At 61.1% G+C, this 23,750-nt stretch carries 19 protein-coding genes; 13 read left to right on the top strand and 6 right to left on the bottom strand.

All coding sequences use genetic code 11. The features are described 5' to 3' along the window. The first annotated feature begins 1,019 nt into the window (after positions 1 to 1,019). The 8 genes from ACYPXD_RS10390 to ACYPXD_RS10355 all read left to right on the top strand — a co-directional run bounded on the left by ACYPXD_RS10390 (position 1,020) and on the right by ACYPXD_RS10355 (position 11,339). The gene (locus ACYPXD_RS10390; protein WP_459710510.1) at positions 1,020 to 3,680 is read left to right on the top strand and encodes a TonB-dependent receptor plug domain-containing protein; all 2,661 of its coding nucleotides are present in this window, start codon (positions 1,020 to 1,022) and stop codon (positions 3,678 to 3,680) included. Between the two features lie 216 nt (positions 3,681 to 3,896). Further along, entirely contained in the window at positions 3,897 to 5,513 is a 1,617-nt protein-coding gene (locus ACYPXD_RS10385; protein ID WP_459710508.1) for a peptide ABC transporter substrate-binding protein, read from the top strand. 15 nt (positions 5,514 to 5,528) lie between these two features. After that, positions 5,529 to 6,467, top strand: coding sequence for an oligopeptide ABC transporter permease OppB (oppB, locus tag ACYPXD_RS10380; protein WP_459710506.1), 939 nt, complete (start codon positions 5,529 to 5,531; stop codon positions 6,465 to 6,467). A 4-nt stretch (positions 6,468 to 6,471) separates the two neighbouring features. Beyond that, entirely contained in the window at positions 6,472 to 7,386 is a 915-nt protein-coding gene (locus ACYPXD_RS10375; protein ID WP_459710504.1) for an ABC transporter permease, read from the top strand. A gap of 1 nt (position 7,387) precedes the next feature. Then, positions 7,388 to 8,383, top strand: a complete 996-nt coding sequence (locus ACYPXD_RS10370; RefSeq protein ID WP_459710502.1) for an ABC transporter ATP-binding protein — start codon at positions 7,388 to 7,390, stop codon at positions 8,381 to 8,383. Continuing rightward, positions 8,380 to 9,414: an ABC transporter ATP-binding protein gene (locus tag ACYPXD_RS10365; RefSeq protein WP_459710500.1), complete on the top strand. Its 1,035-nt coding sequence runs from the start codon at positions 8,380 to 8,382 to the stop codon at positions 9,412 to 9,414. The genes ACYPXD_RS10370 and ACYPXD_RS10365 overlap by 4 nt, the downstream gene beginning before the upstream one ends. Before the next feature lie 148 nt (positions 9,415 to 9,562). Continuing rightward, positions 9,563 to 10,210 (top strand): GTP cyclohydrolase I FolE, encoded by a 648-nt coding sequence (gene folE, locus ACYPXD_RS10360; protein WP_459710498.1) that lies wholly within the window; start codon positions 9,563 to 9,565, stop codon positions 10,208 to 10,210. A gap of 97 nt (positions 10,211 to 10,307) precedes the next feature. Beyond that, positions 10,308 to 11,339 carry a S1C family serine protease gene (locus ACYPXD_RS10355; protein WP_459710495.1) on the top strand — a complete coding sequence of 344 codons (1,032 nt, stop codon included), beginning with the start codon at positions 10,308 to 10,310 and terminating at the stop codon, positions 11,337 to 11,339. Between the two features lie 27 nt (positions 11,340 to 11,366). Here ACYPXD_RS10355 and ACYPXD_RS10350 read toward each other — a convergent pair whose 3' ends face one another. From ACYPXD_RS10350 to ACYPXD_RS10330, 5 genes are all read right to left on the bottom strand, one after another. Next, positions 11,367 to 11,633: a glutaredoxin domain-containing protein gene (locus ACYPXD_RS10350; protein WP_459710493.1), complete on the bottom strand. Its 267-nt coding sequence runs from the start codon at positions 11,631 to 11,633 to the stop codon at positions 11,367 to 11,369. A gap of 220 nt (positions 11,634 to 11,853) precedes the next feature. Beyond that, on the bottom strand, positions 11,854 to 12,861 hold the full coding sequence (locus tag ACYPXD_RS10345; protein WP_459710491.1) for a cupin domain-containing protein: 1,008 nt from the start codon (positions 12,859 to 12,861) through the stop codon (positions 11,854 to 11,856). Between the two features lie 185 nt (positions 12,862 to 13,046). Then, the gene (locus tag ACYPXD_RS10340; protein WP_459710489.1) at positions 13,047 to 13,544 is read right to left on the bottom strand and encodes a hypothetical protein; all 498 of its coding nucleotides are present in this window, start codon (positions 13,542 to 13,544) and stop codon (positions 13,047 to 13,049) included. A 345-nt stretch (positions 13,545 to 13,889) separates the two neighbouring features. Further along, entirely contained in the window at positions 13,890 to 14,390 is a 501-nt protein-coding gene (locus ACYPXD_RS10335) for a hypothetical protein (RefSeq protein WP_459710487.1), read from the bottom strand. Between the two features lie 109 nt (positions 14,391 to 14,499). Beyond that, complete coding sequence (locus tag ACYPXD_RS10330; RefSeq protein ID WP_459710485.1) at positions 14,500 to 14,778, bottom strand: hypothetical protein; 279 nt, start codon at positions 14,776 to 14,778, stop codon at positions 14,500 to 14,502. A gap of 269 nt (positions 14,779 to 15,047) precedes the next feature. Here ACYPXD_RS10330 and ACYPXD_RS10325 point away from each other — a divergent pair, with 269 nt between their 5' ends. The 4 genes from ACYPXD_RS10325 to ACYPXD_RS10310 are packed head-to-tail and all read left to right on the top strand — an operon-like array spanning position 15,048 to position 21,309. After that, complete coding sequence (locus ACYPXD_RS10325; RefSeq protein WP_459710483.1) at positions 15,048 to 17,333, top strand: PgaA family protein; 2,286 nt, start codon at positions 15,048 to 15,050, stop codon at positions 17,331 to 17,333. A gap of 19 nt (positions 17,334 to 17,352) precedes the next feature. Beyond that, on the top strand, positions 17,353 to 19,437 hold the full coding sequence (gene pgaB, locus ACYPXD_RS10320) for a poly-beta-1,6-N-acetyl-D-glucosamine N-deacetylase PgaB (RefSeq protein WP_459710480.1): 2,085 nt from the start codon (positions 17,353 to 17,355) through the stop codon (positions 19,435 to 19,437). Then, positions 19,434 to 20,690 carry a poly-beta-1,6-N-acetyl-D-glucosamine synthase gene (gene pgaC / locus ACYPXD_RS10315; protein ID WP_459711439.1) on the top strand — a complete coding sequence of 419 codons (1,257 nt, stop codon included), beginning with the start codon at positions 19,434 to 19,436 and terminating at the stop codon, positions 20,688 to 20,690. The genes pgaB and pgaC overlap by 4 nt, the downstream gene beginning before the upstream one ends. Beyond that, positions 20,683 to 21,309 (top strand): Biofilm PGA synthesis auxiliary protein PgaD, encoded by a 627-nt coding sequence (locus ACYPXD_RS10310; RefSeq protein WP_459710478.1) that lies wholly within the window; start codon positions 20,683 to 20,685, stop codon positions 21,307 to 21,309. Before pgaC ends, ACYPXD_RS10310 begins: the two co-directional genes overlap by 8 nt. Here ACYPXD_RS10310 and ACYPXD_RS10305 read toward each other — a convergent pair. Then, the gene (locus ACYPXD_RS10305) at positions 21,245 to 22,060 is read right to left on the bottom strand and encodes a Crp/Fnr family transcriptional regulator (protein WP_459710476.1); all 816 of its coding nucleotides are present in this window, start codon (positions 22,058 to 22,060) and stop codon (positions 21,245 to 21,247) included. The two genes, ACYPXD_RS10310 and ACYPXD_RS10305, sit on opposite strands and share 65 nt — an antisense overlap. 180 nt (positions 22,061 to 22,240) lie before the next feature. On the opposite strand from ACYPXD_RS10305, the gene ACYPXD_RS10300 reads away from it, so the two are divergent. Beyond that, positions 22,241 to 23,677 (top strand): sigma-54 dependent transcriptional regulator, encoded by a 1,437-nt coding sequence (locus ACYPXD_RS10300; RefSeq protein WP_459710474.1) that lies wholly within the window; start codon positions 22,241 to 22,243, stop codon positions 23,675 to 23,677. The last annotated feature ends 73 nt before the right edge of the window (positions 23,678 to 23,750 follow it).

Here is a 23,750-nt window from a genome sequence, read left to right as displayed (position 1 = left end):
ACGGTGGGGTTTCTCGTTGTCGGTTCCCTTATGGGTGGCCGGCTCTAAAGCGCCGCGAACAATGCAAGGGGCGTACCAGCGCAGCGCTGCGCGGATCGGGCACGACGTGCGGGACGGCTTCGTGTGACAGGTAAAGACACGCAGCCACGGGCTTTGGCGAACGATTTGAATGTGCAAGCATCGTTTTAAAGTGTTCTTTCGCACCCGCAAACACAGATCGAAGCGCGTTTATGGATCCAGTGCAAATCGCATTTAGTGAGTCGCCGCGCACGATTTAACGGATTCACGGAACTGACTTGGTGCCAACGTATAAGACTGCAGTTGCGTGGTGCAAATTACACCGCTCGAGTAGACAAGTTTCTTACAAATATTTTAATAAGAAAGCTTGCTAAAATTGTGGTGAGAATTTCGAGAAGCCTTGTTGGATATGGCTAAACAAAGAGAACGACGGAAATGTTTACAACGTTTTCTTTCAGTTCATTTTTGCCCGATTTCGGTGAATAAATGCATTTAGACTAATCAAAAACGCATGCACCGCTTTGAAATAGTTCGCATATGTCAGGTGCGGCAAACGCACCATTGCGTGAACTAGAGTAAACGCTCTAACTCACGATTTCATATCACGCTTTATCGCGCCTTGTGTTAAATGCGCGAGCGCGAGCCGGCGCTTCACCGGCCTCCCTGTTGATCGTGCATTAAAGCGCGATCAATCAATCACTTGCGTGCAAATCAATAGCTCATGACGAGGTAGTTGCGTTCACAACTACTTTCACTTGGCATGCGTCCTGCTTCCGCTGCGCTCGCTTTAAAAGCCAGGACGCGCCCGACACGATCGGCAAGACGTTCTGGACGGGACGTGCGAGACCAGGGATAGGTACCGGCGGCGACGAACTCGCCGATCACATCGGACTTCGCACGGCCGCGCAGTGCGCGACTCGCGCGCCGTGCGGATCGTTCAATGAAGGTGGCCTCTACAACAAGCAGGAGAGCAAGTGAAAAAGAAGAAACTGGTCTCGGCCATGACGAGAATCATAGGTGCCGAGCTCGTGTTGACGGCCGCGTGCATACCAGTTGCGTATGCGCAAAGCGCGCCTGACAGCACTGCCGCCCCCGCAGCAGCGGCAAGCAGCACACCGGCCGCATCGGCACCGGTCAGCAAGCTCGAAAAAGTGGAAGTGACGGGCTCGCTGATCCGCACGTCGGACAAGGTCGGCAATGTCGAAGTTCAAACCATCACCGCAAAGGATATTCAGGCGAGCGGTTACACGACGGTCGCCGACTTCCTGCGCGGCCTCTCGGCAAACTCGGCGAGCAGCTGGTCGCAAACGACGATGAATACGACCGCGCCTGGCGGTGCGGGCATTGCGCTGCGCGGCCTGAGCGAGAAGTACACGCTGGTGCTGGTCGACGGTCAGCGCGTCGCGAACTACGCGTTGCCGGTGAACTTCACCGATACGTTCTTCGACGTCAATGCAATTCCGTTGAATGTCGTCGACCACATCGAGGTGGTGAAGAGCGGAGCCGTGTCGGAGTACGGTTCGGACGCGATTGCAGGCGTGGTGAACATCATCACGAAGAAGAATTTTCAGGGCTTGCAAATCGATGGACAGCTCGGCAAGGCCCAACATCCGGGCGACGGCCAGGGTAGCTTCAGCGTGCTCGGCGGATTCGGCGATCTCAACTCGGACCGCTTCAACATCACGGGCGCCGCGAGCTGGTATCGCGATTCCGGTTCGACCCTCGGTGACCGCTCGATGAGCGCGAACCAGGACTTCTCGCAGTTTGCCGGCGGCGTCAAAGGTCCGCTGGGTCCGAACCAGCAGTCGAACTTTGTGTTACCTGACGGCAGCACCGTGCCGATCAATCCATGTCCGCCGAGCACGAGCTCGAACGGCGAGGTGTGCGTGCACAACCCTGCGTCACAGACCTCCCTGATACCGGCGACTACGCGATTGAACGCAAAGCTGCATGGTACGTTCAAGGTCAACGACGACACCCAGGCCTACGCGGACCTGTGGTTGAGTCACGACGAGACCGTGCAGTTGCAAGGTCCTGCTGCTATCACCAGTCTGTCGAACGTGTTCGACCCGACGTCGGGCTCGGTATCTCCGTTTCCGCGAACTGTGTCGGCGACCAATCCGTTCAATCCGTTCGGCGCTCCGACCACCATCAACTATACGTTTCCCGGTAATACCATCATCGCGGATACGGTATCGACGTTCTGGAAGGCGTCGACGGGCGTAAAGGGGTCATTTACGACGCCGAAAGTCGGTGACTGGGACTGGTCGGTCGACTACGGCCACTCGCAAAGCACTGTCGACACGAGCTACTCGAACGAGTTGAGCGTCGCGGGCGCGGAGAACATTCTCGCGAACGGTGTATTCAACTTTGCGAACCCGGCGGCGACGCCGAACGGCACCAATGGTCTGTTCCTCACCGACGACCAGCAGGCCATCTCGAAGCTCGATGACGTGACCGCGAAGATGTCGACGGGCAACCTGTTTGCGTTGCCGGGCGGCAACGTCGGGCTGGGTCTCGGCAGTGAATTCCGCCATGAAAGCTCGCTGATCAACCCGCGCACGCTGTCGTCGCAGGGCATCGTCACGCCAGCTCAGGTGCAGACGGTCGACGGCTCGCGTAACGTCGCGGCGGTCTACTACCAGGTCGACATTCCGATCGTGCACAACCTGACGTTCACGCAGTCGGGCCGCTACGACCACTACAGCGATTTCGGCGGCGCGTTTTCGCCGAACTTTGCGCTGCGCTTCCAGCCGGTCCAGGCGTTGACGACCTACGCGTCGTATGGCCGCGGCTTCCGCGCGCCGACGCTGGTGGAAAACTCGCAAGCCGCCTTCATCGGGCACCAGAACCTGACCGACCCGAATGACCCAAGCGGCACGCCGACGACGAACTTCACGACCGAGAAGACCAACGGCAATCCGGATCTGCAGCCGGAGCACACGAAGAACTACAACATTGGCTTCGAACTGTCGCCTGACCGCTCGACTGACATCGGCGCGGCGTTCTACAAGGTTCATATTGACGGCGTGATTGGCTCGGACGATCCGCTTGCGCTGCTGCAGCAGAACGACCCGTCCGTCGTGGTGCGCAATCCGGACGGCTCGATCCGCTTCATCAACCTGCAGTACAAGAATCTCGGGTCGCTCGACACCGACGGTTTCGACTTCAACTTCCGCAAGTCGGTCGGCACGAAGTACGGCACGTTTACGCTCGCAGGCGATTGGGCGTACGTGTGGCACTTCAAGCTGAATTCTCCGGGCAGCCCGACGCAGGATTTCGCCGGCAACAACTTTGCATTCGATCAGCCGTTCGGCGCGAGCAACCCGCGCTGGAAGGGCACCACGAGCCTGTCTTGGGACTATCGCAAGTTCACGACGACGTTCACGTGGCTGTACACCGGCCCGTACACGAATGCGGTGGCGGAAGAGTCGGGTTTGACAGACGGGCTGTCGGTCGCCTCGTATAGCCAGTTCAACCTGATCGCTCAGTACACGGGCTTCAAGCATTGGACGATTTACGGTGGCATTACGAACCTGTTCGACCGCGAGCCGCCGTTCGACGTCGAATGGCAGTCGCAGCCGGACATTACCGGTTACGACCAGTCGCTATACACGAATCTGGGCCGGACTTTCCAGATCGGTGCGACGTATCGCTTCTGAACGAAGCGTATCGAATCGCCGGCATGCAGTACGCCGGTGGCAGTGCGGTGTGATGTAGATGGTGATGTGGTCTCCTCTCGCTCTTTCTGCTTTCGCTTTGGATGAAGGGGCTTGGCGGCGGTGCTGCGCGCACCGCCGGTTTTTTTGTTCGATGTAACGAGACCGGCTTGAGGCGCGCAGCACGGTTCGTTTGTGGAGTCCCCGTTGAAATCGCCTATGAAATTGAAGCTATGGTTCGTGACGGCGCTCGGCGCGCTCGTCGTTTCGTTTGCCGGCCGCGCGCCGGCTGCCACGATTCCCGCGGGTGTGACGCTCGCCGCGCAGCAGGAAATGACGCGCGATGCGCAATCGGAGGTCGAGTCGCTCGATCCCGCGCATATCGAAACCGTCATCGCCAATACGATCGGCTGCGATCTGTTCGAGGGGCTGACGCGCGTCGATGCGGCCGGCGATGTCGTGCCCGGTGTTGCACAATCCTGGACGCGTACCGCGCCCGATACCTGGGTCTTCAAACTGCGTCACGACGCGCGCTGGAGCAACGGCCAGCCTGTCACGGCGGCCGATTTTATCTACGGGTGGCAGCGCAATGCCGATCCGAAGACCGGCTCGAAATACACGATCCTCGTTGAATTCGTGAAGAATGCAAAAGCGATTATCGCGGGCAAGGCGGCGCCGTCTTCGCTCGGCGTGCGCGCGCCCGACCCGTACACGCTCGAAGTGAAGACCGAAACGCCTGTGTCGTTCTTTCCCGACGTCGTAGCGAAGTCGAACATGGTGCCTGTCAATCGCGATGTCGTGGCGAAATTCGGCGATGCCTGGACACGCCCCGGCAATATGGTGAGCAATGGCGCGTATGTGTTATCGGACTGGCAGCCGAATAACCACATCGTTCTCGTTAAGAACGACAAGTATTGGGACGCGCGCAACGTGCAGATCACCAAGGTGACGTACTTGCCGATCGAAAGCGACGAAACCTCGCAGCGCATGTACCAGGCGGGGCAGTTCGACTTTACTTACTCGATTCCCTCGGGCGGTTATCCGCAACTCAGCAAGCAGTTCGGCAGCGAACTGAAGCCCGGACTCGCGCTCGGCACGTATTACTACAACCTGAACAACAAGGATCCGGCACTGCGCGACAAGCGGGTGCGGCAGGCTTTGTCGATGGTGATCGACCGCGATCTGCTGACCTCGAAGCTGGTACAGTCGGGCGAATTGCCCGCGTACGGTCTGGTCGTGAAAGGCACGAAGGGTGCCGAACCGTTCAAGCCCGATTGGGCGTCCTGGCCGATGCAAAAACGCGTCGACTATGCACGCGGCCTGATGAAGGACGCGGGCTATGGGGACGCAAAACCGCTAACGCTTACGCTGACGTACAACACGAACGATCGGCACAAGAAGATCGCGCTATTCGTCTCGTCCGAATGGCGCACGAAGCTCGGCGTCAACGTGAAGCTGGAAAACGTCGAATACAAGGTCTTGCTCAAGATGCGTCATGACGGCAAGACGCAGGTCGCCCGCAATGGCTGGTTCCTCGACTACAACGATGCGATATCGTTCCTCGACCTCGTTCGTTGCAATAGTCCTCAGAACGACGAAAATTACTGCAATCCCCAGGTGGACGCGCTGATCGAGCAAGGCAACGAGCAGATCGACGATGCGAAACGCACCGCGCTGCTCACGCAGGCGCATGCGCTTGCGATGAGCGACTATCCGGTCATTCCGCTTTACCAGTACACGACGGACCGGCTGGTAAAGCCCTACGTGGGCGGCTATTCATTGACGAACTACATCGACCAGCGCGTGACGCAGGACATGTACATCGTCAAACACTAGGGGCGAGGTGCACAGATGTTCGCTTATACGCTGCGCCGTACGCTCTGGGCGATTCCGACCATACTGGCGGTCATTACCGTTTGCTATCTGCTGTTGCATCTGACGCCGGGTGGGCCGTTCGACTCGGAACGCAAGCTTTCCTCGGTCGTCATGCAAAACCTGAACGCGAAGTATCACCTCGACGAGCCGCTGTGGCGCCAGTATTTCCGCTATCTCGGCGCGCTGCTGCACGGCGATCTCGGACCTTCGTTCCGCTATAGCGATTGGAGCGTCAACGATCTCGTGGGCAAGGCCTTGCCGGTCAGCCTTGGCATTGGCGGCGTCTCGGTGCCGATCGCACTTGCGCTCGGTGTCGGCTTCGGCACGCTCGCCGCGGTGCGGCGCGATAGCGTCGTCGATCACGGCGTGATGGTGCTTGGCAATATCGGCAACGTCGTGCCTTCGTTCGTGCTCGGGCCGATGCTCGTATGGGTTTTCGCGATTCTGCTGCATACCACGAGCGGACAAGGCTGGTTGCCCGCGGGCGGCTGGGGCGACGGTGCATGGTCGTACCGCGTGCTGCCCATCGCCTTGCTGACGCTGGTCAACGTCGCGACGATCGCGCGTGTCATGCGCGGCAGCATGATCGAAGTGCTGAGCAGCAACTTCATTCGTACCGCACGTGCAAAAGGGCTGCCGACACACACGATCGTGCTCCGGCATGCGATGAAGCCGGCATTGATGCCGGTCGTCTCGCTGATGGGCTCCGTGTGCATTTCGTCGATCACGGCCGCGATCGTCACCGAATCGGTGTTCGCGTTGCCGGGGCTCGGTCAGCTCGTCGTGAACGGCGCGATCAACCGCGATTACACGCTCGTGCTCGGTCTCGTCGTGCTCACTACCGTTGTGGCCGTTCTGTTCAATCTGCTCGTCGATCTTGCTTATGCATGGCTCGACCCGCGCATCCGGTATTAACGCCATGAGCCGTTCATCCTTCGTTGCCGGTGTGGCTTCGTCTTCGCCGTCGCCCGCACCCGCTCAGCCGCGCTCGCGCAGTCCACTCGCCATGGCAGGTGCGCGGTTCATACGCAACCGCGCGGCGCTGGTTGCGCTCGCCGTGCTGCTGTTGGTGGTGCTCGCGTGTTTCGTCGGCCCGCTGCTGCTGCCCAATAACGCGATCGATAACGACTGGTCGGCGATCAGTCTTGCGCCTACGTTGCAAGGCATGCACTGGTTCGGCACCGACGAGGTCGGCCGCGACCTGCTGGTGCGCACGCTCGAAGGCGGTCGCGTGTCGCTCGAAGTCGGCTTGCTGGGGACGTTCGTGTCGGGTTTCTTCGGTGTCGCGTACGGCGCGATTGCCGGTTACGCCGGCGGCCGGACCGATTCCGCCATGATGCGTGTCGTCGACATGATGTACGCGATTCCGTACATGCTGATCGCGATCCTGATGATGACGCTGTTCGGGCGTTCGTTCTACCTGGTGGTGCTGACGATCAGCGCATTTTCGTGGCTCGACATGGCACGCGTGGTACGCGGCCAGACGCTGACGTTGCGTACGCGCGAGTTCGTCGACGCGGCGCGCGCGACCGGCGTGAAGCCGCTCGCGATCATTGTGCGCCATATCGTGCCGAACCTGATCGGCGTGGTGGTCGTCTATGCGAGCGTCACCGTGCCGGGGATCGTGCTGACCGAATCGGTGCTGTCGTTTCTCGGCCTTGGTGTGCAGGAACCGATGACGAGCTGGGGCGTGCTGGTCGAAGATGGCGCGCAAAAGCTCGAAGCGATGCCGTGGTTGCTGCTCTGCCCGGCGACGATGCTGTGCCTGACGCTCTATTGCGTGAGCTTTGTCGGCGACGGCCTGCGCGACGCGTTCGATCCGAAGGAGCATTGACATGGCGCTGCTGGAAGTGAAGCGCCTCGGCGTGCGTTTTGCGCGTCACGGCGGCGCGCCGGTCGATGCGGTGCAGGATGTGTCGTTTGCGCTCGACAGCGGCCGCACGCTCGGCATCGTCGGCGAATCGGGTTCGGGCAAGAGCCAGACGGTGATGGCGCTGCTCGGCCTGATCGCATCGAACGGCGCGGTTTCGGGTGAAGCGTCGTTTCGCGGGCAGAACCTGTTGAATCTGAACGCACGCGATCTGAACCGCATTCGCGGCGACCGCATTGCGATGATCTTTCAGGATCCGATGACGTCGCTCAATCCGTTCCTGACCATCGAGCGGCAGATGACCGAGGCATTGCAGTTGCACAGGCAACTTTCGCGACGCAAAGCGCGCGACCTTGCGATCGAAGCGCTCGAGCGCGTGCGCATTCCCGATGCGGCGCGCCGTATCGGCATGTATCCGCACGAGTTCTCCGGCGGCATGCGGCAACGCGTGATGATCGCGATGGCCTTGTTGTGCGAACCCGATATTCTGATTGCCGACGAGCCGACCACGGCGCTCGACGTGACCGTGCAGGCGCAGATTATCGAATTGCTGCGCGAGCTTAATCGCGAGCGCGGCACCGCGATTATCGCGATTACGCACGACATGGGCGTGGTTGCCGGTCTTTGCGACGACGTGATGGTGATGTATGCGGGTCGCACCGTCGAGCATGCGAGCGCACGCGCATTGTTCAAGAGTCCGAGTCATCCGTACACGGTGGGGCTGCTCAACGCATTGCCGCGACTGACCGACGAAGGCGATGCGCCGCTGCGCACGATTCCCGGCAATCCGCCGCTGCCGGGCATGGTGGGCGCCGGCTGTGCATTTGCGCCGCGCTGTCCGCATGCGGGCGACGTATGCCGCGCCGAGCGGCCCGTATTGCTCGCGTTCGAAGGCGGATTGCGTGCGTGCCACAAAACAGCCGCTGAAATCGAAGGCTTACGCATGGGAGTGCAGGCATGATGCGTCATCGTCATCTGATGGAATTCGAGGACGGCGACGCGCCGTTGCTGTCTGTCGAAGATCTGACGGTTCATTTCAGTGTCGCGCGCGCGGGCCGCCGCGCGCTGCCGTGGTCGAAGCGGGCGACGGTACACGCAGTCGAGCGCGTGTCGTTCGACGTCGGGCGCGGCGAGACGGTCGGCCTCGTCGGCGAATCGGGCTGCGGAAAGTCGACGCTTGCGCGTGCCTTGATCGGGCTCGTGCCGGTCACGGGCGGCAGTGTGCGCTGGCGCGGCGAGGAAACCGTATTCGGCGCGCGGCGCGATATCGCGCAGTTGCGGCGCGAGGTCCAGATGATCTTCCAGGACCCGCTTGCATCGCTCGACCCGCGGATGACGATCGAACAGATCGTCGCGGAGCCGCTGAAAACGCAGCGTCCCGACATCGGCCGCACGGAATTGCGCGCGCGTGTGCTGGCGATGCTCGAGCGCGTCGGGCTCAATGCGTACCATTTGCAGCGTTATCCGCATGAATTTTCGGGTGGTCAATGCCAGCGGGTCGGCATTGCGCGCGCGCTGATCGGGGAGCCACGGCTGGTGATCTGCGATGAGCCGGTGTCCGCGCTGGACGTGTCGATCCAGGCGCAAATCGTCAACTTGCTGCGCGATCTGCAACGCGAGTTTTCGTTGTCGATGCTGTTCGTCGCGCACGATCTCGCGGTGGTCAAGGCCATCAGCCATCGTGTGCTCGTGATGTATCTTGGACGCGTGATGGAGTTCGGTACGAAAGCGTCGGTCTATGGTGCGCCGATGCATCCCTATACACGCGCACTGCTGTCCGCGGTGCCGGAACCGGACCCTGCCGTCGAGCGCACGCGCGCCCATTCGCTGCTGCGCGGCGAAATTCCCTCGCCGCTCGATCCGCCGTCCGGTTGCGTGTTTCGCACGCGCTGCCCGCAGTCGATCGATGCGTGTGCGGGCGAAGTGCCCGTTGCGCGTGCGTGGCCACCCCGACCCGGCAAGGTTGCCTGCATTCGCGTGAACGAAGGCTAGTTGCTTCGCTTCGGCGCACGCCATATCGCATCCGAATTCGCTCCTCTGTGCCGTATAGGAATATCCGCCTGGTCAGCCTGTTATCGCTTATGCAAGCGTCTTTATTTCGGGCGGTAAGGTCCGCCCGATTCTGCGCGAGGAGCGATCGATGGCTTACCCCGGATATCAGTACGTGCGCGACGATCAAGCGCGCGAGCACCCCACGACCGGCATTGCGCGCATCAAGCCATTCGATGCGGCGGCGTTCGAGAAGGCGGTGACCGCGATGCTGACGGCAGCGGGCGTCGACATGGAAAGCGAACACGTGCGTACGTCGGCGCAGACCGTGCGCGAACTGTGGCAACGACGCTTGCTCGATGGCTACGATATCGAGCCCGCCGATGCGCTCGGCTCCGGTTTTGCCGATGCGCGCCGCGATGTCGTGATCATGAGCGGCATTACCGTGCATGGGATGTGTCCGCATCATCTGCTGCCGTTTCGCGGCCTTGCGCATATCGCGTATCTGCCGGGCGGACGTCTTTATGGCTTCGGCGGCCTGACGCGGCTCGTCGACGCGATGTGCCACCGGCTCGTCTATCAGGAGTGGGCGACCGATGCGATCGCGAATGCGCTGGTGACGCATGGCCATGCGCGTGGCGCGGCCTGCGTGATCGAAGCTGAACAGTTGTGTCAATTGATCGGCGAAGTACGGCGCGGCGACGAACGGGTGGTGACGCAGTCGTTTGCCGGCGAATTCGCGAGCGATAGCGCGGCGCGGGCCGAGTTTCTGCGGGTGATCGGCGCACGCGGGGTGTAGCGCGTCGTCACGGCCGCGCGACGCTACGCGGCCCCCGACCCTTGAAAAACGGCTGAAAAGCCCTGCATGTGCGAACCCATTTATCTGGAGCCATGCCATGGGAAGCCGTCCCCGTTTCATCGATCTGTCGGGCGTACCTCAGGCCGGCCCTGAACCGGCCGCACCTGGTCTCTCCGCGTCGTCCGACGACACATTACTCGATGCTTACTCGCGCACCGTGATCGGTGCGCTCGACCGTGTCCGCCCGGCCGTTGTGTTCATCAGCGTCGACCGGCGCCTGCCCGACGGCCGCACCGCGCGTGCCGGCACCGGCTCGGGCTTTCTGTTCACGCCAGACGGCTACCTGCTGACGAACAGCCACGTCGTGCACGGCGCAACGCATATTGACGTGACGCTCGCCGACGGCTCGAAGTTCGACGCCGATCTGGTCGGCGACGATCCGCACACCGATCTCGCCGTGCTGCGTATTGGCTCGGCCGAGCCGTTGCCGCACGTCGAACTCGGCGACTCCGGCAAGCTGCGCGTCGGGCAGATTGCGATTGCGGTGGGCAATCCGCTTGGGCTCGAGCAAACCGTCACGACCGGCGTCGTTTCCGCGCTGGGCCGTTCGTTGCGTGCGAATTCGGGCCGGATGATCTATGACGTGATTCAAACCGATGCCGCATTGAACCCCGGCAATTCAGGCGGTCCGCTCGTCAATTCGGCGGGGCAGGTGATCGGCGTGAACACCGCCATCATTCCCGGCGCACAGGCGATCTGCTTTTCGACCGCGATCGATACCGCGAAGTGGGTCATCATGCAGATCTTCGCGCACGGCCGCGTGCGGCGCGCGTATATCGGCGTGGCCGGTACGACCGTCGCGTTGCCGCGGCGCGTGCAGCGCTACTTCGGTTTGACGTCCGGGAGCGCGGTGCACGTGATGGAAGTCGTCAAGAGTAGCCCCGCCGCGCTGGCGGGCCTTCGAACCGATGACAGGATTGTGTCGATCGACGCGCTGCCGGTGGATGGGGTCGATACGCTGCAGCGAGTGCTCGACGCGTCACGGATCGAACGCGCGGTGAGCATGACGGTCGTGCGTGGCGCGCAGCGGCTCGAGCTGACCGTGACGCCGGTCGAGCAAACAGGCTGACGCATCGCGGTGCGGACGGCGTGGCCATTACAGCACCGCTTCGCGTTCGAGCAGCGTATCGAGGCGGCCCGATGCGTCGAGCGCCTGCAGATCGTCGAAGCCGCCGACGTGATACGTGCCGATGTAAATCTGCGGCACCGTGCGCTGCACGTCGCGTTGCCATAGCGCAACCGCCGATCCGTGCGTGCCGGCAATGCTGATTTCGTGGAGGCGTACGCCTTTGCGTTTCAGAAGCGCTTTGGCAGCCGTGCAGCATTCGCAGTCCTGCCGCGTGTAGATCGTGATCGAGTTCATGGCGTTCGTCATCCGGTTCGGGCGCAAGCGCGTTACCGCAAGTCAGTGAGTTGCCGTCACCTTGGCGACGGCCTGACTTCACTTTAGGTGCGCGCTGTATCCGCGTGAACCGCGTAACGGATCATTTGCATGCTCGATCGGATCAATGCACTCGATGACGATCTATGGGCGCTGCGCTCGGGTCGTAGACGACATATCGACGACGACCCATGCGCTGGCATCATGACTCGGCGCTGTCCATCTCCGCTTCATCGGTTTGTCGCGCCTGTACATTGCCGCCCGATGTGCGCCAACGTGCGGGCGTGATGCCCGTGTGCCGCTTGAAAATACGCTGGAACGCGGCATCCGATTGATAGCCGACTGTCTCGCCGATTTCTGCTACCGGCCGCGTCGTTTGCATCAGCAGACGGCCCGCGACCGTCATGCGAACTTCGGTCAGCACATCGGTTGCCGAGCGGCCGATCGCTTCCTGGAACTGACGCACGAAGGTCGCGCGCGACATGTTGCACAGCGCGGCGAACTGATCGAGCGTCCATGGTTCGCCAGGCTTGTCAAACATCGCGATGATTGCCGGCTGCAGGCGCGGCCGCCCTGCAAGCGCGAGCAATCCGTGCGGCGGCGCCGATGTTTCGGTGGCAAAACGCAGTGTGAGGCCGAATAGCGCGGCGGACAGATGGTTGACGAGCGTCTCGCTGCCCGGGCCCTGATCGGTGGCTTCTTCGCGCATCAGTTCGATGAGCCGCGTGAGACGTGTGCCGGCGCTCGGCGATGCGGCCTTCCGGTTCGTGTCCTCGCCCGCGGGCGCATGTTGTGGTGTGCTATGCACGACGAGCCGTCCGGGCAAGTGATCGCGCAATAGACGGTCCGGCACGGCGCCGACCAGAAAACGCCCGCATAGCAGATCCGCGGTGACCCCCGGGGCGCCACTCTCGACGATCAGCAGCGATTCGTTCCGCCGTTCGATGGCCGGCTTCGGCGACATGCCGCTGCCATCATGAATGCGATGCGCGCTACCCGTGGGAAACAGCACGATATCGCCGGCCCCGATGCGCTCGGGGGGCCCATTGCCGTCCTCGACGACCGCGGTGCCCGAGAGCAGCACGTGATAGGGAATCTCGCGCATGCCGGCGGTTTCTTCCTCGATGGCCCACGGTGCGCCGAAGTGGCAGCGTATTTCGAGCCGGCCGCTGACTGGCATCAGCGAAAGAAGACGGCTTAACAAATCCATAAGCGCCGCATGTGTTCTGTTGTAGTGGTTCGGGAGTGTGCACGCGACGCGGCGACGCTGCGCCCGGCGTTGCTGCGTGCGGGGCGCCTCGTCGAAAGACGGCGGCGTGCAATGTCGTCCGATTCTACTAAAACGGATGGCGGCGCGCAGCGAGAGGGCTGCGCGCGAGACTGCGGGCGCTTCGGCTATTCGTCGTCTTCCGACGACTTGTTGCGGCGCGCCGCCGTGTGCCAATGCCGCCGCGCATGGGATCGCGCCGCGGGTGCCGCCGCACCGCTCGCTGCCTTGGCTGTTTCATGCGCGATCGATGATGTTTCGGTTGCCCAGCCACCCTGGACGATCGCTCGTTGCAGTAATGACTGCGCTTCCGTATTGCCTTCCTGGATCGCGAGCACGCCACTCGCGGCGTCGAGCACGCAGTTCCAGTGCGATGAAGCCGCGCACGCGCGCGCACGCGCCAGCGATGCGTCGACGGTGGCGGTGGGCATCGCGGCGCTCTGCGTGGCAACCGGCATCGCTACTGCCGGCGCGCTGCTTGCCGACGCGTCGTTGCCGCTGCGTGCATGCTGATCGCGCATGTTCTGCGCGCTGGCCTGTTGCGGCGCGTCCTCGCGAGCCGCCTGTCTGGATCCGGAATGTTGAAAGCCGATGACCGCGCCGAGAATCGCTACGAAGCACACCATGCTCAGTGCCGCGCTGCTGCCCGGTCCCCATGAAATCCAGCGGAAGAGCATAGGCTGCCGCGGCGCGGATGCGCTCGCGTTAGCGGCAGGCGTTGCAGCTTTCGGTCCGGTTTTCACGTTGCTTAGTGTCGGTGTGTCTGATGAAAGTCTGTCGGTACTCACGATCTTGCTCCGGCAGGCTAGCGCATCACGGCGGCAACAGGCGAGTCTTGTCCCGGCCAGGCCGGGACAACGCAGTTGCTTCTTCTTGTGAACGGACGCGCGTACGACCTGTAAACGAGAGGCGAAAACCCCTGTGCGACGATGGAGGCGCATAGGCGACACCATCGGTGCACAAGGCGCGAATTACCACTTGATCTGCGTATCAAACGTTCCTGTTTCGACAATTTCGAACTTCATCTCACCACGATAGGTGCCTTCAATACGATAGCTTGCCGAAGGCACAGAGAACAGGCAGCGTGGCCCGCCCGCGACGAAATCCATCAACACTCTTCCATGCCGCCGCAGACGAACCGCGACGTCCGAAAGCGGCGCCCCGTTCTGTTGGGCGACGAACGTGATACCGAGATTGAACGGATGCTTCGGGTCAGGCGAAGTCACGGTTTTTTCGAAACCTGCCTGGCCGCACACGTAGTACAGCATTTCTTGTGCTTCGGAGTTGGAGCCCGATGCGCCGGCCGCTTCCGGCGACGATGCGGCGATTGTCGACGCAGCCGGTGCGGACGCAGCGTCTTGCGCGGCGGCAGTAGCGGAACCGCATAACGCAACAGCGATGATGGCCAGCGAGTACACCCGTCCCGCCAGCGTTGAACCTTGGTCTTTGCTTGTATTTATGACAGCACGCATGACGACCTCCTCGGATCGTGGAAAGGAAAGCATAACGAACAGGGACTACAAAACGCAATGTAAAAGCGGCAGAAAAAATTGCTTTCTATTATTCAGGGATACGTATCATTCATCGATAACGGCTGATCTTTCGCCATGCATCCTTGTAACGAAAGGTTTCCGTTTTGCGCGGATGAAACGATTTGCGCATGCGCTTCGTGTTGCGAACATAACCATGAATCAAAAATGAAACATCTTCGACACGTCTGAGAAAGCCCGGCGAAGCTTGCACGCGGTGAAGCGATCGGAGATGTTCAGGCGCGTCAAAGATAGTACGTTTGACGGCCTTTGGCAGCGGAACGCTTGCGGCAGCGTGCGCTCGACCGCACAGGATCTTCGTCAGTAACACGCACGACATGCGTGAGTCTGTGCGCTGTTTCCGTATCGTCCTTATCGGCAAGTTTTCGTGCGGGGCCTTTGAATGCCAAGGTAAATCGCATACCTCGGGGTTGTATCGCAGATGAAACGCAAGCATCGCGAAATGACTGTCGATCCCATTTCATCTCGCGTGTCGCGTGATGGTTATGCAATGGCATAGATGTCGCTTGACGTGCACGGGCTCGACCTCTTCAAAAAAGCAGTCCTTCAGAACAATGCACTCAACGTTAAGGACATATCGTGAACGCTCAAAAAAAGCGTCTTTATGCAGTGCTTGCCCAGCCGAAGCGGTCTCATCCGGCCAACTGCATCTCGCTAGTGACATGTGCGCCCGTTATGCTGCTGTTTCTTTCGTCGATGTGTTCCGCAGTCGAGACGGAGAATGGAGGTGCACGCGAGCCTAACGATGTCGCGGAAGCGCAGGCCATCACGCCGCGCACCTCGACAATCGCACAATCGGTCCAGCAAGCTCAGCAACCGGCTGAACAAACGCCTGAATCGAAAACGCAACCATCGATGGAGCCTTCCTCAACGTCAACACCTGCGGCGCCGGGTCAACAGCCGCCTGCTGCGCAAGCACCCGCGCCTGCATCCGCGCCAGCAACGACGCCTCCTTCAGCGCGCGCGGGCGGCACGCAATCCGCCAGCACGATACGTACGGAAGTGTTCGGTCTGGCGACAGGGGGGGGTGCGATTCAAGCGCTTGAGGAGGCCAAGGCAAGGCCCGATATCTTCACTCCAGTAGATATTGCACAGCTTGAAGAACTTTCCATTCGTCAGCAGGTTAGAGGCGGACGCGATAAAGCGCGTGCTATGACCAGCCCCGATCGTTTTGATGGACTCGACACTGCGCTCAAGGCTGCGGACAATCTCGAAGCGAGTCTGCCGAATACGCCTGAGTATCAGCAAGTCCGTTACTCGCTCGCAGGCGATCGCACGGTGGCCTACGCCGGACGCGGCGAAATGGAAAAGGCCATATCGTCATATGAGTCGATCCCTGCAAATCAGCCCGTCTCCGTCGAAGCACTTGCTTCGGCGGGCGAAGCATATAGCTACGTGAACGAGCTCGCCAAGGCGGAAGTCGCCTATCGCCGTGCAATTGAGCAGGAAACCGCGGCGAGTGCCGATCCGGCCACACGCGGCTATCAATACGGCTCGCGCACCCGTCCGATCGATTTGCGCGAGGGACTGTTCTACTCGTTGACCGATCAGAACAAATTCGTCGAGGCCGGCAAGGTGCTCGATGAAATCAGCGCATCGTTGCCGCCGCCCAGCCAGGTGAGGCCTTGGGATCTTGCCAACGACGATTATCTGAGGCTCAACCGGTTGCGTGCGCAGTATCTGATTTATGTTGGTCAGACAGATGCGGGTCTCGCTGAGCTCGATCGTCTCAAGCAGCAGGTGCCATTTAGCGCGGAAGTGCGTAACGCAGAAGCCGACGCGGAACTCGGCAAAGGCCGCAACCGTCTTGCGAAAGATATGTATGTGGCCGCTCTTAACGATCACCCGGACAATATCGAGGCACTGGCAGGCCTCGGCCGTACCTCGCTCAATACCGGCGACTATCGGAACGCAACGCAGATCAATGCGGCGTTCGACGACACGTTCCCCGAGAACGGCTCGGTGAGAAACTTCAAGCGCGATTACAACGCGTGGCGTGCACCGACGTTTTCAACGACGCTAAACGCCGAGCACGGCGCGGCTGCGATTGCCGATGAAGAATTCAGTGCAGATACGTACGTCTATTCACCGCCGATCTACGATTTCTGGCGTATCTTCGCTCACAACTACTATCTGTGGGCACTGACCGATCTGGGCAGGCTGCAACGTATCCGCAATGGTGTCGGCGGTGATTTTCGTCAAGGGCCGTTGACCGTGCAGGCTGAGGTATCGCGCTCGACGGGTCCCGATGGACGAACCGGGGGTAACGGCGAGGTCGAATATGTGTTCAACGACTTCTTCAAGGCGACGGCCGGCTTCGATAGCGATTCGAACGAATTGCCGTCGAAGGCTTACGTCAGTCATATCTTTGGGCGCACCGGGCAGGTCGGGTTCAGCTATACGGACGGCGACCGGCGTACTGCGGACATCGGCTATACGGTCGGCCGCTATAGCGACGAGAACTTCCACCAGGAGATCTCGGCCAACGGATCGCAGCGCCTCTTAACACTGCCGAATCAGCAGATCAATGGGACGCTGCACTTAGGCACGAGCAGCAACACGCTCACGAACACCCCTTACTTCAGCCCGTCGCGCGACTATTCAGGCGAGCTTGGGATCGTGCATCAATGGTCTGTATGGAGAAGCGGGGAGCGTTCATTGCTGCAACGTTTTTACATATCAGGAGGTGCCTATAACCAACGGGGGTTCGGCACAAGCGGCTTTTGGGCCGCGCGGATCGAACATGCGTGGACGTTCAGCCACGACATTACCTTGACTTATGGCATCGGCATCGGCCGGCATGCCTATGACGGAGAGCAGGAACTATCAGAAACCGCATACGCATTGGTCACCGTACCGTTCTAACGTTTTTGGGGGTTCGACGATGCAGTCGCGCAGACGATTTATCTGTGGTTGTCTTGGAGCATTGGCAGGTTGTTCGTTATTTCCAAAGCTGGCGCCAGCGAAATTGATCGACATACTCCCGCCATCGGATCCGGCCGATGGCAAAACCTTCAGGGTGATCTGTTTTCACGATATTCGGGACAACCTGCTGTCTTCGTTCAACTCGCAGAACATGATCGACCCGTATGCGGTCGACACAGGCACGTTGACATCGATTTTCTCGTGGCTGCAGAACAATGGTTACCACCCGATCACGGTCAAGGACGTCGTAGAGTCGCGTTCCGGTGGAAAGCCGTTGCAGCCCCGCTCGGTGATGCTGACGTTCGACGACGGCTTTCGCAGCCACTACACGAAGGTCTTGCCGCTGCTCGAGCGTTTCCGCTTTCCGGCGGTGATGGGCATCGTGACAGCGTGGACCGATACGCCGCCTAACCAGAAGATCCGTCTTTCCGCCAAGCTCGAAGTGCCGAGAGACACGTTCATGTCATGGGACGAGGTCGCGCAGTTGTCGAAGTCGCCGTTCGTCGAGCTCGCATCGCATACGCACGACCTGCATCACGGCGCGGTCGCAAACCCGCAGGGCAACGAGTTGCCTGCTGCGACCTCTCACCTGTATTTGCAGGATCAGAAGCGCTACGAAACCGATGAGGAATTCGAAGCGCGCGTGCAAAACGATCTGGCTGGATGCCTGCGCCGCTTACACGATCATGCGGGCGTCACGGTGCGCTCGATGGTTTGGCCGTATGGCGCCGAGAACCATGCGGTGCGGACAATTTCGACGTCGCTTGGCATGCAAACGCAGTTCAGCCTCGAAGCCGGGCCGAATACGCCTGATGTACCGCTCGACCGTCTACGCCGGATTCTGATGACGTATGACGTCGACGTCGGCGGATTCGAACGGTCGATGCGTGAGCCGGCGACCAACCGCGGTCAGGTCAACCCGGTCGAGCGGGTCGTGCGCGTGAGTCTCGACGATGTGTACGAACCCGATGGCGGCGAAAAGAAGCTGGGCCAACTGATCGAACGGATCTACCGGATGCAGCCGAGTTCAGTCTATCTGCAGGCGTATTCGGATCCGAATAATACGGGAGTCGCGGAAGCGCTGTACTTCCCGAACCGTCACCTGCCGATGCGGGCCGATCTGTTCTCGCGTGCTGCATGGCAGTTGAGTACTCGCGCGAACGTGCAGGTGTACGCGTGGATGCCGTTGCTTGCATTCCGTTTGCCTGCGCAACAGGCGGGCAAGATCGAGTTCGTGACGGCTGCCGCGGGCGCGCCGGCCGACCGGCGCGGCGCGAGGATCGAACGCTTGAGCCCGTTCGACCCGGCCGGTCGCGCGATGATTCGCGATATCTATGCGGATCTCGGCAAGTACAGCGCGTTTTCCGGTCTGCTGTTCGGCGGAGATGCGATGCTCGACGATTACGAGGACGCCGGCCGCCATGCCGCGCAAACGTTTCAACAGTGGGGACTGCCTGCCGATATCGGTACGATCCGCGCAAACCCGGATTTGATGAAGCGCTGGACTCAGGCGAAGACCAAAGAACTGGTCGACTTTTCCGCGGAAATCGAGAAGATCGTGCTCGACAGCCAGAACGGCGGCGATGTGCTGACCTCGCGCGATCTTTACGCGGACGTGTTGCTCGATCCGAATGGGCCAGCACGCTACTCGCAGAGCTATGAGGCGTACCTGCGCGCCTACGATTTCGTCGCGTTGCTCGCGTTGCCGAGCGGCGAGCGCTACGGCGGCAGTGTCAACAGCCGGCTCGACGCGCTCGCGGATGTCACTTCGGCGGTACCGAATGCCTTGCGGCAGACCGTGTTCCAGTTACCGGTGGTCGATCCGCAAACGGGCGCCGACGTTCCGACCGAGAAGCTGCTGGCGGAGCTGCGCTATTTACGTCAGCGCGGTGTCGTGAATTTTGGCTACTACACCGACCGCTTCGCCACCGACACACCGCAGTTGCAAACGATGGTCGACGTCATGTCGCTGCGCGCGCGGCTCGATCCGACTTCGATCAATGCGCTCCTTCAGGCGCAACAGGCTAAAGGAGTGACCCGCTGATGACGCACGATATGATCAGCCGTCTGCAGGATTTCATTTTCTTCTACCCATTCTTCATGTCGTATTTCTGGATGATCGGAGGGTTGGTTCACTACCTGGCGCTGGAGAAGGGACGTGCCCGCTCGCATCGGGCGCTGGTGGCAGCCGGTATGCCGAAGGTGTCGGTGATCGTGCCGTGCTTCAACGAAGAATCGAACGTGCGGCGTGTGATCTATCACCTCGCGAATCTGAACTACGCGAACTACGACATCATCGCGGTGAACGACGGCAGCAAGGACGGGACCGGTGCGATTCTCAACGAACTCGCCAAGGAGATCCCACGCCTGACGGTGATCCATCATTCGAAGAACGAAGGGAAGGCGATCGGCCTGACGACGGCGGCGACGGTTAGCGATGCGCCGTATCTAATGTGCATCGACGGCGATTCGTTGCTGGGCCGCGACGCGATCGAATGGATGCTCGAGCATTTCATTTCCGATCCGAACGTCGGCGCGGTAACCGGCAATCCGCGCATTCGCACGCGTACCTCGCTGCTCGGACGCATGCAGGTGGGGGAGTTTTCGTCGATCGTCGGGCTGATCAAGCGCACGCAGCAGGTATACGGGCGAATTTTTACAGTGTCCGGCGTGATCACGATGTTTCGCAAGAGCGCGCTGGCCGATGTCGGCTACTGGAGCTCGGACATGCTGACCGAGGACATCGACATCAGCTGGAAGCTGCAGACGCGCGACTGGCGTGTCGCTTACGAGCCGCACGCATTGAGCTGGATTCTGATGCCCGAGACGCTGAGGGGCCTCTATCGCCAGCGCCTGCGTTGGGCCAAAGGCGGTATTCAGGTGCTGCTCAAATACGCGCCGCAAATCGCCAAGCCTTCGATGATCATGATGTGGCCGCTCTTCCTCGAATATCTGCTCGGTATCGCATGGGCGTATTCAATGACATTCGTCATGCTGCTCGGCCTCGTCAACATGCTCGTGCCGTTACCGGCCGACTGGCATATCTCGCTCTTACCGCACTGGCACGGCATGCTGCTCGTCGCGACCTGCGTGTTGCAGCTGATTATCGGCTGCATGATCGATCGCCAGTACGACGAAAAGCTGCTGTTCTATTTCATGGACACCGTGTGGTACCCGCTTGCTTTCTGGCTTATCAACATGATCACCACCGTCGTTGCCTTGCCTTCCATCGTCCTGCGCCGCCGTGGCAAGCGTGCGGTATGGACTAGCCCAGACCGAGGAATCCAGCATGAATAACGCCCCTGTCATCGACCTGTCGCTACGCACGCCCCAACAGATCATCGCGGATAAAGGAGTCAAGCTAGGTTTGCTGCAGGTCGTGTGGTTCCGCCTGATACGTCCTGCAACAGTGGGATCGTTGTGGGCCGCGATCGGCGTCTACACGTATCGCTATCTGATGCCGTTCAATGAGAGCGAATTGCCGCTCGAGCAATTGCTCTCGTATATGGCGGCGATCGGGACGATTGCGGCCGCACTGGTGGTGTGGATGATCGTGTCGCGCGTCGCTCACCCGTTCGCGTCGCGTTCCCGCATGCAGCGGCTGTTGCGGCGCACCGCAGGCCTGACCGTCGAACCGGGGCCGTTCGCGGCCGCTTCGCTCAAATGCCGGGGCGCGGTCGCACGCGTTTTCATCGCTTCGCACGATGCCAACGGATTTATCGCGGCATTGCGCGCGATGTCGGAGCCGGAGGTGGAAGGCGACGACGAAGGACCGGCCGATGTGCCGATCGGTGCGGACCCGGCTGCGCTGCGCTGGTACGACACGGTCCACGAGGGACCGCGTATGCCGGTCAATATGCCGATCCGGGTTCGCTATGTGATGGGGAGTCGTCCGATGACCGATACAGAGCTTTGAGTACGCGATAACACTCGCATGAGCGCTGCTCGAGCGCTGCGCGCTGCTGGATCAGCACGCCGTGGCGATCGTGGCTTACGATGCCCGCGACGCCCAACGCGTGCAGCGCGGAGCGCACCGAGCGCGCAGTCACGCCGAGTGCGCGCGATAGCGACACGGCCGACGTTTCGATGCGCGAACCGCGGCAGCTGTCCGCAAGCATCAGCAGACGGCATGCAACCTGCTGTTCGATGGAATGGAGCCGCGTACACGCGGCCATTTGCGACATTTCGGCGAACACCTGTTCCACGTACTGGAGCATGCGCGCTTCGACCCACGGCTCTTCTTTCAGGCACGCGAGCAGCGCCGCTTCGCTGCAGCGAAACGCCGTGCCCGATGCCGTAACGATCGTGCGAAACGGCATCGATCCTGTGCGCATGACGACGGGCCAGCCCGCGAAGCCGCTGCGGCCGATCGTGACGAGTTCGATCGAACGGCCGTCATCGAGGATGCATTCGTGCGCGAGGCGCGCGGTGAGGGGGAAGTACACGTGATGAAAGACTTCGTTGCAGTCGCACACCACCTGGCCGGCGTGCAGGTCGATGCAAACGAAGTCGTCGACGCGTTCGAGCAGGTGCAGGCGGCGCGACAGTTGCGTAAGCACGCTGTCGTAGTCACCGAAGCGCATGCCGGACGCTGTCGACAGGCCGGACATGAGGGGTTCGGACGCATGCTTCATCTGGGCAGGGGCAAGCAGCTTGTCTCGATTCATGGTGCTTTGCTCGTGAGATGTTGAGCGCGCGCGGCGAACACGCGGCGGCGGAACGGAGTTTCATCGTACGTTTGCACGCGTTGCGCATAAGCATGATTGTGCGCGCAGACAGCTCGACGCGAACCGAACGCGTTCTTTCGCAGATCTGCGAAGGAACGCATCGTTGAGGAGGACGAGGTTGTGCCGAAGAGGAACCGTGATGCGCCGTCGCTCGTGTATGCGTCGGCTGCACATGACCCGAACCTGTGCGAGCGTCTACGCGAAGCGGGATGGTCGGTCGGGCTCGTCGGCAGTGCGCACGAACTCGAGCGCACGATGCGGCATGCGACGGCGCCGACGGTGGGCCTGCTCGAGCTCGGCGACGAGCAGCCCGCCGCGCCATCGGGCTCGCCGTCCGGGGCGCAGTTCGGCCCGCAGTTCGGCGCAATAGGCAGCATCGTCGAGCATTGCCTCGGCGCACCGCAGGTGCACTGGATTGCGGCCGTCACGACGAACCAGTTGCGGCGTGCCGCAACGCGCGAGTTGATCGGGTGCTACTGCCTCGATTACGTGTTTTTGCCATATGCGTTCGATGTCGTCGAGTCTGCATTGCGCCGCGCGTTGCGCCTTGCGTCGCTCGTGCGGGGCGTTCCTTACGCGCCTCCGCTATCGGGCGATCAAGCCATGATCGGGCGCAGCGAACCGATGCTGGCGATGCAACGTGAAATACAGAAGGTCGCCTATACGCAGGCGCCGCTTTTTATCGCCGGCGAATCGGGCAGCGGCAAGGAACTGACCGCGCGCGCGGTACATGACGCATCGTCCCGCGCGAATGGACCGTTCATCGCAATCAACTGCTGCGCCATTCCGCCGACGCTCGTGCAAAGCGAACTGTTCGGCCACGAGCGTGGTGCGTTCACCGATGCCGAGCGCCGCAAGATCGGCCACATCGAGGCGGCCAACGGCGGCACGCTGTTCCTCGACGAAATCGGCGACTTGCCGCTCGAATGCCAGGCGACGCTGCTGCGTTTCGCTCAGGACGGCACGATTCAACGGCTCGGCAGCGACGTGTCCATTCCGCTCGACGTACGCATCATTTCGGCCACTCATGTCGATCTCGAAGCCGCGGTCAGCAGCCAGTCATTCCGTTTCGATCTCTACCACCGGCTTTGCGTACTTCGTATCGATGTGCCGCCATTGCGCGAACGAAGCACCGATATCCATTTGCTCGCGTTTCATTTGCTGGGTCTGTACGCGGGCGAACGAAAGTCACGGATTCACGGCTTTACGCCATCCGCTTTGCGCGCCATGCTGCTGCACGACTGGCCAGGCAACGTGAGGGAACTCGCGAACCGGGTCAGGCGCGCGATCGTGATGGCGGATGGCGCTTATATCCGCGCGGTCGATCTGGGCCTCGCGGAACCGCCGGCGCGACGCGCGTTGACGCTTGCCGATGCGCGCGACGAGGCGGAGCGCAACTGTTTGCTCTCCGCGCTGCTTGCGCACGGTAACCGGTCGAACGAAGTGGCAGAAGAACTCGACATATCACGCATCACGCTTTATCGACTCAGAATGCGGCATGGTCTGCAGGACATCGCGGGGCTGATGCCGCCGGACCTTTCGGAGCGGCGCAAGTGAGACCTAACGAAAAGCATATTTTTGTCGCACGCGTCATGCGTGGGACGCTAAAAGCGCTAATGGGCATCGGTTT

It is taken from the genome of Paraburkholderia sp. 2C, assembly GCF_054589215.1.
This window is presented reverse-complemented; position numbering and strand designations above follow the sequence as displayed.

What these genes read in the sequence shown, in the direction of transcription:
- ACYPXD_RS10390 (WP_459710510.1), top strand. Translation starts at nt 1,020, where the DNA reads ATGACGAGAATCATAGGTGCCGAGCTCGTGTTGACGGCCGCGTGCATA.
- ACYPXD_RS10385 (WP_459710508.1), top strand. Translation starts at nt 3,897, where the DNA reads ATGAAATTGAAGCTATGGTTCGTGACGGCGCTCGGCGCGCTCGTCGTT.
- oppB (WP_459710506.1), top strand. Translation starts at nt 5,529, where the DNA reads ATGTTCGCTTATACGCTGCGCCGTACGCTCTGGGCGATTCCGACCATA.
- ACYPXD_RS10375 (WP_459710504.1), top strand. Translation starts at nt 6,472, where the DNA reads ATGAGCCGTTCATCCTTCGTTGCCGGTGTGGCTTCGTCTTCGCCGTCG.
- ACYPXD_RS10370 (WP_459710502.1), top strand. Translation starts at nt 7,388, where the DNA reads ATGGCGCTGCTGGAAGTGAAGCGCCTCGGCGTGCGTTTTGCGCGTCAC.
- ACYPXD_RS10365 (WP_459710500.1), top strand. Translation starts at nt 8,380, where the DNA reads ATGATGCGTCATCGTCATCTGATGGAATTCGAGGACGGCGACGCGCCG.
- folE (WP_459710498.1), top strand. Translation starts at nt 9,563, where the DNA reads ATGGCTTACCCCGGATATCAGTACGTGCGCGACGATCAAGCGCGCGAG.
- ACYPXD_RS10355 (WP_459710495.1), top strand. Translation starts at nt 10,308, where the DNA reads ATGGGAAGCCGTCCCCGTTTCATCGATCTGTCGGGCGTACCTCAGGCC.
- ACYPXD_RS10350 (WP_459710493.1), bottom strand. Translation starts at nt 11,633, where the DNA reads ATGAACTCGATCACGATCTACACGCGGCAGGACTGCGAATGCTGCACG.
- ACYPXD_RS10345 (WP_459710491.1), bottom strand. Translation starts at nt 12,861, where the DNA reads ATGGATTTGTTAAGCCGTCTTCTTTCGCTGATGCCAGTCAGCGGCCGG.
- ACYPXD_RS10340 (WP_459710489.1), bottom strand. Translation starts at nt 13,544, where the DNA reads ATGGTGTGCTTCGTAGCGATTCTCGGCGCGGTCATCGGCTTTCAACAT.
- ACYPXD_RS10335 (WP_459710487.1), bottom strand. Translation starts at nt 14,390, where the DNA reads ATGCGTGCTGTCATAAATACAAGCAAAGACCAAGGTTCAACGCTGGCG.
- pgaB (WP_459710480.1), top strand. Translation starts at nt 17,353, where the DNA reads ATGCAGTCGCGCAGACGATTTATCTGTGGTTGTCTTGGAGCATTGGCA.
- ACYPXD_RS10310 (WP_459710478.1), top strand. Translation starts at nt 20,683, where the DNA reads ATGAATAACGCCCCTGTCATCGACCTGTCGCTACGCACGCCCCAACAG.
- ACYPXD_RS10305 (WP_459710476.1), bottom strand. Translation starts at nt 22,060, where the DNA reads ATGAATCGAGACAAGCTGCTTGCCCCTGCCCAGATGAAGCATGCGTCC.